The organism is Rhodoplanes elegans (genome assembly GCF_016653355.1).
Classification (GTDB): Bacteria; Pseudomonadota; Alphaproteobacteria; order Rhizobiales; family Xanthobacteraceae; genus Rhodoplanes; species Rhodoplanes elegans.
In genome coordinates this window covers 1-14,215 of record NZ_NHSK01000109.1, presented here as the reverse complement: position 1 = coordinate 14,215, position 14,215 = coordinate 1, and the positions used below count along the sequence as shown (strand labels likewise).

Annotated in this window: 15 protein-coding genes; 14 read left to right on the top strand and 1 reads right to left on the bottom strand. The window is 70.6% G+C overall.

Annotation, left to right across the window (positions count from 1 at the left end):
* The first annotated feature begins 90 nt into the window (after positions 1-90).
* The 12 genes from ruvA (at position 91) to pal (ending at position 10,934) form a co-directional block, all read left to right on the top strand.
* On the top strand, positions 91-708 hold the full coding sequence (ruvA, locus tag CCR97_RS14405; protein WP_111360707.1) for a Holliday junction branch migration protein RuvA: 618 nt from the start codon (positions 91-93) through the stop codon (positions 706-708).
* On the top strand, positions 708-1,148 hold the full coding sequence (locus CCR97_RS14400) for a cytidine deaminase (protein ID WP_111360708.1): 441 nt from the start codon (positions 708-710) through the stop codon (positions 1,146-1,148). Before ruvA ends, CCR97_RS14400 begins: the two co-directional genes overlap by 1 nt.
* A gap of 376 nt (positions 1,149-1,524) precedes the next feature.
* The gene (gene ruvB / locus CCR97_RS14395; protein ID WP_111360082.1) at positions 1,525-2,571 is read left to right on the top strand and encodes a Holliday junction branch migration DNA helicase RuvB; all 1,047 of its coding nucleotides are present in this window, start codon (positions 1,525-1,527) and stop codon (positions 2,569-2,571) included.
* A gap of 126 nt (positions 2,572-2,697) precedes the next feature.
* A complete protein-coding gene (locus tag CCR97_RS14390) occupies positions 2,698-3,567 on the top strand; it encodes a DUF6869 domain-containing protein (RefSeq protein WP_111360081.1) in 870 nt (289 codons plus the stop codon).
* A 105-nt stretch (positions 3,568-3,672) separates the two neighbouring features.
* Positions 3,673-4,137: a tol-pal system-associated acyl-CoA thioesterase gene (gene ybgC / locus CCR97_RS14385; protein ID WP_111360080.1), complete on the top strand. Its 465-nt coding sequence runs from the start codon at positions 3,673-3,675 to the stop codon at positions 4,135-4,137.
* A gap of 78 nt (positions 4,138-4,215) precedes the next feature.
* Positions 4,216-4,884 (top strand): TetR/AcrR family transcriptional regulator, encoded by a 669-nt coding sequence (locus CCR97_RS14380; protein WP_111360079.1) that lies wholly within the window; start codon positions 4,216-4,218, stop codon positions 4,882-4,884.
* A 465-nt stretch (positions 4,885-5,349) separates the two neighbouring features.
* On the top strand, positions 5,350-5,766 hold the full coding sequence (locus CCR97_RS14375; RefSeq protein ID WP_111359640.1) for a DUF2852 domain-containing protein: 417 nt from the start codon (positions 5,350-5,352) through the stop codon (positions 5,764-5,766).
* 492 nt (positions 5,767-6,258) lie between these two features.
* Complete coding sequence (tolQ, locus tag CCR97_RS14370) at positions 6,259-6,951, top strand: protein TolQ (protein ID WP_111359639.1); 693 nt, start codon at positions 6,259-6,261, stop codon at positions 6,949-6,951.
* A gap of 134 nt (positions 6,952-7,085) precedes the next feature.
* Complete coding sequence (gene tolR, locus CCR97_RS14365) at positions 7,086-7,532, top strand: protein TolR (RefSeq protein ID WP_111359638.1); 447 nt, start codon at positions 7,086-7,088, stop codon at positions 7,530-7,532.
* A 4-nt stretch (positions 7,533-7,536) separates the two neighbouring features.
* Positions 7,537-8,508 (top strand): energy transducer TonB, encoded by a 972-nt coding sequence (locus CCR97_RS14360; RefSeq protein WP_111359637.1) that lies wholly within the window; start codon positions 7,537-7,539, stop codon positions 8,506-8,508.
* 117 nt (positions 8,509-8,625) lie between these two features.
* Complete coding sequence (gene tolB, locus CCR97_RS14355; RefSeq protein ID WP_201159589.1) at positions 8,626-9,960, top strand: Tol-Pal system beta propeller repeat protein TolB; 1,335 nt, start codon at positions 8,626-8,628, stop codon at positions 9,958-9,960.
* A 479-nt stretch (positions 9,961-10,439) separates the two neighbouring features.
* The gene (gene pal, locus CCR97_RS14350; RefSeq protein ID WP_111360719.1) at positions 10,440-10,934 is read left to right on the top strand and encodes a peptidoglycan-associated lipoprotein Pal; all 495 of its coding nucleotides are present in this window, start codon (positions 10,440-10,442) and stop codon (positions 10,932-10,934) included.
* A 108-nt stretch (positions 10,935-11,042) separates the two neighbouring features.
* Here pal and CCR97_RS14345 read toward each other — a convergent pair whose 3' ends face one another.
* A complete protein-coding gene (locus CCR97_RS14345; RefSeq protein ID WP_201159588.1) occupies positions 11,043-11,333 on the bottom strand; it encodes a hypothetical protein in 291 nt (96 codons plus the stop codon).
* Between the two features lie 315 nt (positions 11,334-11,648).
* Between CCR97_RS14345 and CCR97_RS14340 the strand changes: the two genes are divergently transcribed.
* Together CCR97_RS14340 and CCR97_RS14335 are read left to right on the top strand one after the other, a co-directional pair.
* Positions 11,649-13,571 carry a sensor histidine kinase gene (locus CCR97_RS14340; RefSeq protein WP_111360270.1) on the top strand — a complete coding sequence of 641 codons (1,923 nt, stop codon included), beginning with the start codon at positions 11,649-11,651 and terminating at the stop codon, positions 13,569-13,571.
* Positions 13,568-13,945, top strand: a complete 378-nt coding sequence (locus CCR97_RS14335; RefSeq protein ID WP_111360272.1) for a response regulator — start codon at positions 13,568-13,570, stop codon at positions 13,943-13,945. The genes CCR97_RS14340 and CCR97_RS14335 overlap by 4 nt, the downstream gene beginning before the upstream one ends.
* The last annotated feature ends 270 nt before the right edge of the window (positions 13,946-14,215 follow it).

The window sequence follows — 14,215 nt, the reverse complement described above, 5'->3', positions numbered from 1 at the left end:
CGCGTGTGGCTCACCCCCCTCCCCACCCCTCCCCCACAAGGGGGGAGGGAGCAGGCTGGGGCTTCGGCCCGTCGAAATCTGGCGGTCTGCATGATCGGCAAGCTCAAGGGCGTCATCGACTCCTACGGCGAGGACTTCGTCGTCGTCGACGTGCATGGCGTCGGCTATGTGGTGCACTGCTCGTCCCGCACCCTGCAGGCACTGCCGGCCGAGGGCGAGGCGGCGACGCTGGCGATCGAGACGCATGTCCGCGAGGACCAGATCCGGCTGTTCGGCTTCCTCTCCGACGTCGAGCGCGAGTGGTTCCGGCTCCTGCAGACCGTGCAGGGGGTGGGCACCAAGGTGGCGCTCGCCGTGCTCTCGACGCTGCCGCCGGCCGAGCTCGCCTCGGCGGTGGCGATGCGCGACAAGGCCATGGTGGCGCGCGCGCCGGGCGTCGGGCCGAAGGTCGCCGAGCGCATCTGCACCGAGCTGAAGGACAAGGCGCCGGCCTACGCCTCGGTCGATCCGACGGTGGCGAAGCTCTCCGGCGCGCTCGCCGACAAGCGGGCGCCGCAGCCGGTCGCCGACGCCGTCTCGGCGCTGGTCAATCTCGGCTACGGCCAGCCGCAGGCCGCCGCCGCCGTCGCGGCCGCGGTGCGGGCGGCGGGCGACGGTGCCGACACGGCCAAGCTGATCCGCCTGGGCTTGAAGGAGCTGTCGACGTGATGGACGCGAGGGCGACGGCGCTGTCGGCGCAGGATCAGGAGCTGATCGACGCGGCCTGCGAGGCGATCAAGCGGCGCTACCGGAACGACTGGCAGGAGGTCGGCGCGGCGCTGCGCAGCCGCACCGGCCAGATCATCACCGGCGTCAATCTCGATGCGTATCTGGGCCGCATGGCGGTGTGTGCCGAGGCGGTGGCGCTCGGCAAGCTGGTCACCGACCACGGCGAGACCGGCATCGACACCATCGTGGCGGTGCGCCACCCGCGCCCGCACGAGCCCGACCAGACGATCCGGGTCGTCTCGCCCTGCGGCAGCTGCCGCGAGCTGATCTGCGACTACGATCCCGACGCCCGCGTCATCATCATGGGCGAGACCGGCCCGGTCGTGGTGCCGATCGGCGCCCTGCTGCCCAACAAGTACAACCGCGGGACCGGGCTGTGACGGTGCACAACGCCGCCTTTCAGCGGGGCGCCGCACCGTTTTGGAGCGTGGCGCTTCCCCTTGGCCGCAGCCTGCTCTCTCCCCCCTGCAACCCGGGCCTGCCCGGGTTGCACCTCGTCAGGCACAAGTCGGGCAAGCCCGACTTGTGTTGGGGGAGAGGTGGAGAGGGGAGTGAGCCACGAATGCCAAATCTGTGGCTCACCCCCCTCCCTGTCCCTTCCCCACAAGGGGGGAGGGAACGCAAGCGGCGGCGCGGCGTGACGAGTGAGGGGGCGCCTCGTGGATACGGAGATGCCCCCTCACCCGGACTTCGCGCCTGCGGCGCGAACTCCGACCTCTCCCCGCGCGCGGGGAGAGGTGAACCCGAGATCTGCTGATGGCCCCTCCCCCTCGCCGGCTGGTCACCGCCGAGCGCCGCGACGAGGACGCGGCGGAGACCTCGCTGCGCCCGCAAAAGCTCGCCGACTTCGTCGGCCAGGCGCAGGCGCGCAAGAACCTGTCCGTCTTCATCGAGGCGGCGCGCGGGCGAAAAGAGGCGCTCGACCACGTGCTGTTCGTCGGGCCGCCCGGGCTCGGCAAGACCACGCTCGCCCAGATCGTCGCGCGCGAGCTCGGCGTCGGCTTCCGCTCGACCTCCGGCCCGGTGATCGCCAAGGCCGGCGACCTCGCCGCCCTCCTCACCAACCTGGAGGAGCGCGACGTCCTGTTCATCGACGAGATCCACCGGCTCAACCCGGCCGTCGAAGAAATCCTCTACCCGGCCATGGAGGATTTTCAGCTCGACCTGATCATCGGCGAGGGGCCGGCGGCGCGCTCGGTGAAGATCGACATCGCCAAATTCACCCTGGTCGGCGCGACGACGCGGGCCGGCCTGCTGACCAACCCGCTGCGCGACCGCTTCGGCATCCCGATCCGGCTCAACTTCTACACCGAAGGCGAGCTGGAGCTGATCGTCTCGCGCGGCGCCCGCCTGCTCGGCGTGCCGATGACCAAGGAGGGGGCGAACGAGATCGCCCGGCGCGCCCGCGGCACCCCGCGCATCGCCGGCCGGCTGCTGCGCCGGGTGCGCGACTTCGCCGAGTACGAGAAGGCGGCCGCGGTCGACCGGCCGGTCGCCGACCGGGCGCTGCAGGCGCTCGAAGTCGACGCCTCCGGGCTCGACGCCATGGACCGGCGCTATCTCTCGGTGATCGCGCTCAATTACGGCGGCGGGCCGGTCGGCATCGAGACCATCGCGGCGGCCCTGTCCGAGCCGCGCGACGCGCTCGAGGAGATCATCGAGCCCTACCTGATCCAGTGCGGCTTCATCCAAAGGACGCCGCGCGGACGCCTGCTCACCGGCCACGCCTTCCGCCATCTCGGCCTCGCCGAGCCCAGCCGCGACCCCGGCCAGTTCGGCCTTTTTTCCGAGCCGGAGGAGTAGTACAGGCCACGCGAACTATTTGGAAAAAGAGGACAAAAATAACCGTCGAACCTCGTTCCGGTTCCCTGCGACCAAGTCCCTGACGGAAAGACGCCCGCAAGAGCGGCTGACCACAGGGGGTGGGGCATGAGCTTCATCGACGACGCCAAGCACTGGGCCACCATGCCGGTGCCCGGAAGCGCCCGCAGCGCCACGCAGGACGCCCTCTACGAGGCGATGCCGATTCCGGATCTCGCCGCCCTGTGGTGCCGGCTGCAGGGGCTCGGCCTCAAGGACCAGACCGAGGAGTCCTGGGGCGCCGCGCTCTATTTCGACCATCTGCCGCACGACGCGCCCGACCGCGCCCTCGACATGGCGCTCGCCGTGCTCGCCTCCGACGCCGAGACGCGGGTCAAGATGATGCTCGGCGAGAAGTTCATGGCGTCGCTGGTCTACAACCATGCCGGACGGCTGATCGACCGGATCGAGGCGGAGACGGCGGAGAACGACCGCCTGCGCTGGCTGCTCGGGGCCGTCCACTGGTGGGCGCCGAGCCGCGACCTCAAGGCGCGCCTCGCCCGCCTCGCCGACGAGGCCGCCTGGCGGGCCGACGAGGGCCTGCGCGACACCCCGGCGCTGCGGGTCGATTACGCGAGCCTGTCGGTCGACGCGCTCGCCCGCGCCTGGGTGGACGAGCACGGCAAGCCCGAGAAGGATCGCGACGCCAACTGGCACGCGCTCGCCGACTACGAGCGCGCCCTGCTCGACCGCGACTCCGACCGGGCGCTCGACCTGGTGCTCGCCGTGCTGGCGATCGAGACCGACCCGAACCTCCTGTCGCTGCTCGCCGCCGGGCTCCTCGAGGACCTCATCGGCCCGGAGACCATCGCCCGGGTCGAGCGCGAGGCGAAGGCGAACCCGCGCTTCCGATCGCTGATCGGCGGCGTCTGGTACCACAACGAGGCCGAGGATCTGCGCGCCCGACTCGACGCCATCGTCAACGACGCGCGGGCCTGAGCCGGCCCCGCGCCTCGCCGGGGCCGGACCGTTGTCCGGTCCGGCGCCAGGGTCTAAACCGCCCGCGACGGCCGCCCGACCGGTGGCCCCGGACGGACGATTTCCATGACCGACTCTCTCACCGCGGGACTCGACGGCGAGATCCGCGACGGCCGGCACCGCCTGGCGGTGCGGGTCTATTACGAGGACACCGATTTCTCGGGCGTCGTCTACTACGCCAACTACCTGAAGTTCCTGGAGCGCGGCCGCACCAACTATCTGCGCCTCCTGGGCGCCGACCAGCGCGCCTTGTTCGAGGAGACCGAGCGCGAGGCGCCCGGCTTCGCCTTCGTGGTGCGGTCGCTCGCGGTCGACTACCTGAAGCCCGCCCGCATGGACGACATCGTCGTCGTCACCACGACGCCTTCCGAGGTGCGCGGCGCCTCGATCACGCTGACCCAGACCGTCACCCGCGACGACGTCGTGCTGGTCGCGGCGACCGTGAAGGTCGCCTTCGTGTCCGGCGGCCGCGCCCGCCCGATCCCGAAGCCGCTCCGCATCGCCATGAAGGCGGACCAGGACGCGACGTAGCCGGCGGCACGGGCGGCCCCGCTATCGACGCGCCCGGCCCCCTCATGTAAACACGCTTCACATGAGCGGGTCGCAGGCATGAGCTGGTCCAAATCCGGTCGCGACGGCGCCGAGCGCGACGGCGCGTCCGGCGACGCGCCCCGCGGCTATCACCACGGCAACCTGAAGGAGGCGCTGATCCGCGCCGCCCTCGAGCTGATCGCCCAGAAGGGGCCGGCCGGCTTCACCTTCGCCGAGGCCGCGCGCTGGGCCGGCGTCAGCCCGGCGGCGCCCTACCGGCATTTCCGCGACCGCGACGAGCTCCTGGCCGACGTCGCCCGGCGCGGCTTCGAGGCCTTCGAGCAGGCGCTCGCGCGCGCCTTCGACAACGGCCGGCCCGACCCGTCGGCGGCGCTGGACCGGCTCGGCAAGGCCTATCTCGCGTTCGCCCGCAGCGAGCCCGCCTATTACGCGGCGATGTTCGAGGCCGGCGTTCGGCCCGACGCGAACCCCGAGCTGCGCGCCGCCGGCGACCGCGCCTTCGGGGTGCTGCGCACCGCCTGCGAGGCATTGGCTGCGACCCTCCCCGGACCGCGCCCGCCGTCCCTGATGATGGCCTTGCACATCTGGTCGATGGCGCACGGCATCGCGTCGCTGTTCGGCCGCGGCGACGCCGCCCGCCGCCCGGTGCCGATGTCGCCCGAGGATCTCCTGGAGGCCGGCGTGCTCGTCTACCTGCAGGGCCTCGGCATGCGCCCGCCGGGGTGAGGCCGCCGTCCGGCATGAGACCCTCGTGTCCCGGACGCGGCGCAAAGCGCCGCGAGCCGGGACCCAGAACGAGCGGACGAGGCACTCGCGCCGGCGCCACCTTCCTCCCGGCCCTCGCCCGACGCCCCTGGGCCCCGGCTCGGCGGCGCATCAGGCTTTCGCCTGACGCGCCTTGGCCGGGGCACGAGTCCCGGGGTGACCAGGTTTCTGGGCGCAAGTGCGACGTTCCCCACCCTCGGCTTCACCGCTCTTTGATCGCCGGCGCAGCCGCGGCCGCGGCTGCGCCGGCTTGCAACCGGTCGGCCCGAGGCCACGTCTAACGACGATCATGCGACCGGCCCCCGGCCCGCCGGTGCGACCGAATATCCGAGGCCGTCGCCCGCCCTCCGCTTGACAAGCCCGCGCCGCCTTCGTATCTATGTAAATGTAATTAACATTCACCACGAGGATCCCTGCGAGGCCCCCATGCCCTTGGTTGCGAAACTGGACGAGCTCGGTACCGGCGCCTGGATGGCCCTGACCATCCTCGGATTCGTGTTCTGGTGGCCGATGGGCCTGGCGCTACTCGCCTTCACCTTCTGGAGCGGACGCATGAGTTGCTGGAACGGGCGCGGGATGTCCCGCTGGCAGGCCAAGATGGAGCGGATGCGCGACCGCATGGATCGCGGCGGCGGCGACTGGTTCGGCGCGCCGGGGAGCGGCAACCGCGCCTTCGACGAGTATCGCGCCGAGACGATCCGTCGGCTCGAGGACGAGCAGCGCGAGTTCAAGGACTTCCTCGAGCGCCTGCGGATGGCCAAGGACAAGGCCGAGTTCGACCAGTTCATGGCCGAGCGCCGTGGCCGCTCCTCGGCCGACGTGCACCAGCCCCAGCAGGGCTGACGCCCCGCCGCATGATCGACAATCGGCCCGGCGCTGCGCCGGGCTCCCGACGAGGCCGTCGTCTCTCCCGAGGCGACGGCCTTTTCGTTGCGCGCGGGCCAGCCGCGTCGCGGCTGAGGCCCTGCGGCCGTCGCGTCGTTGTCGTGCAGTCGTCCCACGGGCGGCCGGGCGACCCCGCAAGCATTCGTGCGTAACGGCGTGGGGCGCGCGGGCAGTCCGCGGCCGAACGGTCCCTAGAACTTGCCCAAACTTCGCTCCGTTTACCGAGCATTAACCGACGGGGCGTCGTACTGGCCGGCGGAACGGCGCGGCGGTGCCCTTATTTGGTCACGTTTCGCCTGGACTCGGTCGGCCGGGAATGGGGACGGCTCGCATCCATGCCCGTAGGGGACGCGGCGGCAGGAGCGCAACGCTTTCTGCCGGCGCGCTCTTTTTGCGACCGCCCGGCGGTGCCGCCGTGGGTGCGGCGCCGGAGAGCCTTGGAAACGAACGATGCCTGAAGCTGCCGGCGTAGCCGCCGATCTCTCCATCTTCGGCCTGTTCTGGCAGGCCCACTGGGTCGTCAAGCTCGTGATGACCGGCCTGCTCGCCTGCTCCGTGTGGGTGTGGGCGATCGCCATCGAGAAGTTCGTGCTGCTGCAGAAGACCCGCACGGCCATGAACAAGTTCGAGCAGGCGTTCTGGTCGGGCCAGTCGCTGGAGGAGCTCTACCGCTCGCTCGCGCAGCGCCCGAACCATTCGATGGCCGCCCTGTTCGTCGCCGCGATGCGCGAGTGGAAGCGCAGCTTCGAAGGGTCGAGCCGCTCCTTCGCCGGCCTGCAGATGCGCATCGAGAAGGTGATGGACGTCACGATCGCGCGCGAGGTCGAGCGGCTGGAGAAACGGCTCCTGGTGCTGGCGACGGTCGGCTCGGCGAGCCCCTTCGTCGGCCTGTTCGGCACCGTCTGGGGCATCATGAACTCGTTCCAGTCGATCGCCGCGTCCAAGAACACGTCGCTCGCCGTGGTGGCGCCCGGCATCGCCGAGGCGCTGTTTGCGACCGCGATCGGCCTCGTCGCCGCCATACCGGCGACCATTTTCTACAATAAGTTCTCCTCCGAGGTGAACAAGCAGGCCTCCCGGCTGGAGGGCTTCGCCGACGAGTTCTCCGCGATCCTGTCGCGGCAGATCGACGAGCGGGCCTGACGACCGGCCCGACGAAACAGCTTCAGGCGCCGCCCCGGACGACCGCGTCCGACGCGACAAGGCGCTGAGAGAACGGTGGTTTCTGGCGGCCCGCTGGGGAGCGGGGCGACCTCTGGCACGGGGACGGTTCGGGAATGGGGATGATGCTGGCGGGGGGCGGCGGGCGCAAGCGCCGCGGGCACCGCAACGCCGTGATGGCCGAGATCAACGTCACGCCCATGGTGGACGTGATGCTGGTGCTGCTCATCATCTTCATGGTCTCGGCCCCGCTCCTGACCGTCGGCGTGCCGATCGACCTGCCGCAGAGCCAGGCCAAGAGCCTCGACCAGGACAAGGAGCCGCTCACTGTCTCGGTCGACACCCAGGGCAAGGTCTTCCTGCAGAACAGCGAGATTCCGATCGAGGAGCTGGTCGCCAAGCTGACCGCCGTCACCTCGGCGCGCGGCGGCATGGAAGAGCGCGTCTATGTGCGCGGCGACAAGAAGGTGGACTACGGCACCGTCATGAAGGTGATGGGGCGGCTGTCGGCGGCGGGCTTCAAGCGCGTGGCGCTCGTCACCGAGGTCGAGCAGGGGTCGTGACGGGTTGCGCAAGGCGCTGACCATATCGGCGATCGGCCATGCGGTGCTCCTCCTGTGGGGCATGATCACCTTCGTGGTGAAGCCGCTGGAGGCCAACACGGCCGAGTCGCTGCCGATCGACGTGATCTCGGATGCCGAGTTCTCGCAGATCACGGCCGGCATGAAGACGGCCAAGAAGACCGACACCCCGAAGCCCCTGGTCGAGAAGCTCGGCGAGCAGAAGCCGGTCGAGGAGCTCACCAAGGTCGACAAGAAGCCGCCGATCCAGACCGCCTCGGCCGAGCCGATGCCGATTCCGCCGGAGCCGAAGAAGCCCGAGACCAAGCCGCAGCAGGCCAAGGCCGAGCCAGCCCCGCCGAAGCCCGAGCCCGAGAAGGCGAAGCCGACCGAGGCGCCGCAGCCCGACCCGATCGCCGAGGCCATGAAGAAGGCCGAAGAGCAGAAGAAGGTCGAAGAGCAGAAGAAGAAGGCCGAAGAACAGAAGAAGAAGCTCGAGGAACAGAAGAAGAAGGCCGAGGAGCAGAAGCGCAAGGAGCAGCAGCAGCGCGACGCCTTCGATCCCTCGAAGATCGCCGCCCTGCTCGACAAGCAGGCGCCGCGCCGCGAGGCCGCGACCGGCGACACGCTCAACCAGACCGCCTCGCTCGGGCTCGCCAGCGGCCGCGCCGCGACCCTGTCGCAGAGCGAGATCGACGCGCTCCGCGCCCAGATCCAGGCGTGCTGGAACCCGCCGGCCGGCGCCATCGACGGCAAGGAGCTGATCGTCCAGGTGCGCCTGCGGCTGCGCCAGGACGGCTCGCTGCAGGCCGACCCGACGCTGATGAATCGCGGCAGCCACCCGTTCTTCCAGGTCGCCGCCGAGAGCGCGCTGCGCGCCATCCGGCGCTGCCAGCCCTACCGCCTCCCCGTCGCCAAGTACGACGTGTGGAAGGATGTTGAAGTCACGTTCGATCCCCGCGATATGTTCCGGGGCTGACGGCTCTCCCGCAGCCGCGCGATTTCGCCGTTTCCTTGCCGTGATCCGGTCCTAAAGCCGTCCCCGGCTTCGCCCACGGCCGCCAGACGCCCGTTGGGCGCAAAAGGATGAATCCCGATGCTCGAGCGTTTCTCCCGACGCCGCCTGCTGGTCGCGTCCGCCGCCGCGGCGGGCGCCGGGGCGCTGTACGGCCTGACCGCCTCCGACGCCGTCGCCCAGCTGCGCATCGACGTCACCCAGGGCAATGTCCAGCCGGTGCCGATCGCCATTCCGGACTTCGTCGGCGGCAGCCCGGGCGACGTCGAGGCGGCCCGCGGCATCAGCCAGATCGTCACGGCGAACCTGCGCCGCTCCGGCCTGTTCGCCCCGATCGACCCGGCCGCCTATATCGAGCGCATCACCACCATCGACGTGCAGCCGAAGTTCCCGGACTGGCGCGCCATCAACGCCCAGGCGCTGGTGACCGGCCGGCTGACCCGCCAGCCGGACGGCCGGCTGAAGGCCGAGTTCCGCCTGTGGGACGTCTACGGCGGCACCCAGATGACCGGGCAGCAGTACTTCACCTCGCCCGACAACCTGCGGCGCATCGCCCACATCATCTCGGACGCCATCTACGAGCGCCTCACCGGCGAGAAGGGCTACTTCGACACCCGCATCGTTTTCGTCGACGAGACCGGCTCGAAGGAGCGCCGCATCAAGCGGCTCGCCCTGATGGACCAGGACGGCGCCAATGTCCGCTATCTTTCACGCGGCGATGATCTCGTCCTCACCCCGCGCTTCTCGCCGACGACGCAGGAGATCACCTACATGTCGTTCGGCCAGGGCGACCCGCGGGTCTTCCTGCTCAACGTCGAGACCGGCCAGCGCGAGATCGTCGGCAACTTCCCGGGCATGACCTTCTCGCCGCGCTTCTCGCCGGACGGCCAGCGCGTGATCATGAGCCTCAACCAGGGCGGCAACTCCAACCTGTTCGTGATGGATCTGCGCTCCAAGGCGACGACGCGGCTCACCGACGCGCCGGCGATCGACACGGCGCCGTGCTACTCGCCGGACGGGGCGCGCATCTGCTTCGAGTCGGATCGCGGCGGGCGCCAGCAGATCTACGTGATGGCGGCCGGCGGCGGCGGCGCCCAGCGCATCAGCTTCGGCGACGGCTCCTACTCGACCCCGGTGTGGTCGCCGCGCGGCGACTTCATCGCCTTCACCAAGCAGGGCGGCGGTCGCTTCGGCATCGGCATCATGAAGCCGGACGGCTCCGGCGAGCGCCTGCTCACCGACGGCTACCACAACGAGGGGCCGACCTTCGCGCCCAACGGCCGCGTGGTGATGTTCTTCCGCGATCCCGGCTCGGGCCCGGCCCTCTACACGGTCGACATCACGGGCCGCAACGAGCAGCGCGTCCGCACCCCGAGCTTCGCCTCCGACCCGGCCTGGTCGCCGCTGCTGTCGTAGGGCAGCGGGTCGCGCACCCACCTCTCTGATGCAAGCTCAGCGCTTCCTTCACCTCTCCCCGCGCGCGGGGAGAGGTCGGAATTGGCGCGCTTGCGCGCAAATTCCGGGTGAGGGGGCGTCGCCGCGAGTCCGAGCTTCCGCCGAAACGCCCCCTCATCCGACTCGCCGCTGCGCGGCGAGCCACCTTCTCCCCGCGCTGGGGAGAAGGACAGAGCCCACACCCTCTCCGTTCGGCGCGCCCGTGCCGCCCGCGACTAGCCGCTCCACCCGCGCTGCGCCGACTCGCCACGCTGCCGCCGCGTTCACGACGCATTAACCATTCCAAACGGTTTCCGCCGATTCCGGAACTCCAGGGGGGCGCGGCAACGCCGCGTCAAGGTTGACGGAACCTTCGCTTAACGAAGGCGGGGCTAGACCAAGAGGCACGTCTCGCGCCGGGGTGCCGCCCGGCGTCGAGCAGGTCTATGAGGAGTAACGGCATGCCGAAGCTTTCACGTCTGCGGACAGGGGCCCGGATCGCGGCTGCGCTCGCGGGGGTCCTCCTGATCGCGGCATGCGCCAACAAGCCGAACGACCCGAACGCGGCCGGCCTCGGCGGCGCCGCCGTGCCGGGGAGCCAGCAGGATTTCGTCGTCAACGTGGGCGACCGCGTCTTCTTCGAGAGCGACCAGACGGACCTCACGCCGCAGGCCCGCCAGACGCTCGACCGGCAGGCGCAGTGGCTGCAGAACTACAGCCAGTACGCGTTCACGATCGAGGGCCACGCCGACGAGCGCGGCACCCGCGAGTACAACATCGCGCTCGGCGCGCGGCGCGCCCAGTCGGTGCGCGACTATCTGATCTCGCGCGGCATCTCGGCCCAGCGGATGCGCACCATCTCCTACGGCAAGGAGCGCCCGGTCGCGGTCTGCAACGACATCTCCTGCTGGTCGCAGAACCGCCGCGCCGTCACGGTGCTCAACGCCAGCTCGTGAGGGTGTCGCGCGGCACGCGCGACTCTCGGCTCACCAGCGAACGGCCCCTCCTCCCTGCGTGGGGGAGGGTCGCGCCCGCATCGCGCGTCGGCGCGTCGGCGCGTCGGTTCACCCCTTCGGGTCGACCACGGCCTTGCAGGCCGGCGACAGCACCGAGCGCGACTTCCTCAGACAGGCGATGATCTGGTCGACGCGCGGCGCCTCGGTGCCGCACAGGCGGAACACGTCGCCCGTGCAGGCGGCGCGCGGCTGGCTCTCGCGCTCACCGGCGCGCTCGGCGCGCTGATCGGTGGCGAGCGGCGCCGCGCCGGCCGGCCGGCCCGGCGCCGCGACCATCACGACGACGGCCAAGACGGTCGCGGAGACGGTCGCCGAGACGGTCACCACGACGGCCCTCACCGACCGGCTCCGGCACCCCAGCGCTGTCATCGCATCCTCCCGGCCGGGCGTCGTCGTCGCAACCGCCCGAAAACCTTGTTCGTCCCACCATTCAATACCGGCCGGCGCCGCGGTTCCGTGCGGCGGATCACACTGATGCTCCGTCCGGCCCGGTAGAGGCAGTGGGGCCCGCGCCTGTCGCGGCGGCGCCGAGCCGCTATACTCGCGCCGGCCGCGGTGCGGCCGGGCCACGACGCGTGGCCGGAGCCGCCGGCCGGAACACGAGTCGACCGGGGCACGCGTCGGCAGGGACACTGGTCCGACAGGGACACGAGCATGAGGACACGCCTCCGCGGCGGCCTGTTCGGCAAGTATGTCGGCACGTTCGTCGGCTTCGCCGTGTTCGTCCTCCTGGTCAACGGCGTGCTCGAGGTCGGCTTCACCTATCGCGAGACCGCCGCGACCGTGGTCAAGCTCGAGACCGAGAAGGCGGAGACGGCGGCCACCCGCATCGCCCAGCAGATCGCCGAGATCGAGCGCCAGATCGCCTGGACGACGCGGGCCAGCGCCGGCGTCGAGCAGCGCCGCAACGATTTCGTCTCGCTCCTCCGGCAGGTGCCGGCGATCGACGAGCTGATGCAGATCGACGGCGCGGGCCGCGAACTCCTGCGCGTCTCGCGCTTCTCGGTCGAGGCGATCGCCGGAACCGATTTTTCCCGCGATCCCCGGTTCGTCCAGGCCTTGGCCCGGCAGACCTGGATCGGGCCGGTGACGTTCCGCAACGAGGTCGACCCCTATGTGTCGATCGCCATCGCGCATTCCGGCCAGGACGCCGGCGTCACCGTGGCCGAGGTCGATCTGCGCTTCCTGCGCGACCTGATCGCGCCCTTCACGGTCGGCGATCAGGGCTACGCCTATGTGCTCGGCACCCGCGGCCGGCTGGTCGCCGCCACCGACGGACTCAAGGCGCCGCGCGGCAGCGATCTCGGCGACCTGCCGCAGGTCGCCGAGGCGCTCGCCGAGGTCGCGACGCGGCCAGGCACCGGCGCGACCGGGGTGGCCGCCTTCGGGCGCGATCTCGCCGACCGCTCGGTGCTGGCGGCCGCCGTCGCCATCCCGCGCACCGACTGGCTGATGGTCGTCGAACAGCCGCTCGCCGAGGCGTTCAAGCCGTTCTACGTGCTGCTGCTGCGCATCGCCGGCCTGATCCTGGTGTGCATCCTGCTCGCGGTGCTGACCGGCATCCTGCTGGCGCGGCGCATGGTGGTGCCGATCCGGGCACTCTCGGCCGGCGCCGCACACTTCGCCGAAGGCGACTTCTCCCACCGCATCGCGGTGCGCACCGGCGACGAGATCGAGGCGCTGGCCGACGAGTTCAACCACATGGCTGCGCAGCTCGACCAGTCCTATGCGCGGCTGGAGCAGACGGTCGCGGTGCGCACCCGCGAGCTCGCCGAGCGCAGCCGCCAGCTCGAGCTCGCCAACGAGCACAAGTCGCAGTTCTTCGCCAACATGAGCCACGAGCTGCGCACCCCGCTCAACGCCGTTCTGGGCTACGCGGAGCTGCTGGTCGACGGGCTCTACGGCGAGCTGCCGCCGAAGGCGATCGAGGTGCTGGAGCGCGTGCAGGCGAACGGCCGCCATCTACTCGGGCTGATCAACGACGTGCTCGACCTGTCGAAGATCGAGGCCGGCCAGCTCGCGCTGTCGCCCGACGTCTATTCGATGCGTAGCGTCGTCGAGCAGGTGGTCGCCGCGACCGAGTCGCTGGCGCGCGCCAAGGGCCTTGAACTGACCGCCGACATTGCCGACGATCTGCCGCTCGGGCACGGCGACGAGAGGAGGCTGACCCAGGTGTTCCTCAACATCGTGGGCAACGCCATCAAGTTCACGGAGCACGGCACCGTCGCGCTCCGCGCTGCCGCGACCGACGGGCAGTTCGTCGTCGCGGTGCGCGACACCGGCCCCGGCATCGCGCCGGAGGACCGAAGGCGGGTGTTCGACGAGTTCCAGCAGGTCGACAACTCCACCACCCGCCAGAAGGGCGGCACCGGGCTCGGGCTGGCCATCGCGCGGCGGCTGGTCGAGATGCACGGCGGCACCATCACGCTCGACTCCGAGGTCGGCGTCGGCTCGACCTTCGTGGTGCAGGTGCCGGTGAAGGCCGAGATCGCGGCCGCTCCGGCCGAGCATGCTATCGGCGATGCGCCGGGCGGCCCTGCTGCGACCGCCACCGCGCCCGCGGGAGCGGTGCCGTGAGCCGCATCCTGGTGATCGAGGACACCGAGGACAACCGCCGCATTCTTCGCGATCTCCTCACTTATGCGGGCTTCACGCTGACCGAGGCGAGCGACGGCGAGCGCGGCGTCGCGCTGGCGCTTTCGGAAAGGCCCGACCTGATCCTGATGGACATGCAGCTGCCGATCGTCGACGGCTACGAGGCGGCGCGCCGCATCAAGGCCGACCCGGCGCTGCGGGCGACGCCGATCATCGCGGTGACGTCCTATGCGCTCGCCGGCGACGAGGAGAAGGCGCGGGCCGCCGGCTGCGACGCCTACGTGACCAAACCCTTCAGCCCGCGCCAGCTCCTCGCCAAGGTGAAGGAGCTGCTTGCCAAGGCAGGCGGGACATGACGAAGAGCCGGGCTCCTCACGACAAGAATGGTTGCGGCAATGCGCTTCATTTCACCTCTCCCCAGCGGGGAGAGGTCGGATCTCGCGCAACAGCGCGAGATCCGGGTGAGGGGGTGCCGAGCCATCCAACTGGCGCCGTAAACCCTTGTAACTCTGATTGTCGCGACTCGCGTAGTCTGCGGGCCGCGGTGACGGGCGGGAGCCCGGGAGCCCCTGGGCCAGGTCAGGCCGTGGGTGAGCATGGTGCCCCGCCCGTCGTTCCATCGAACC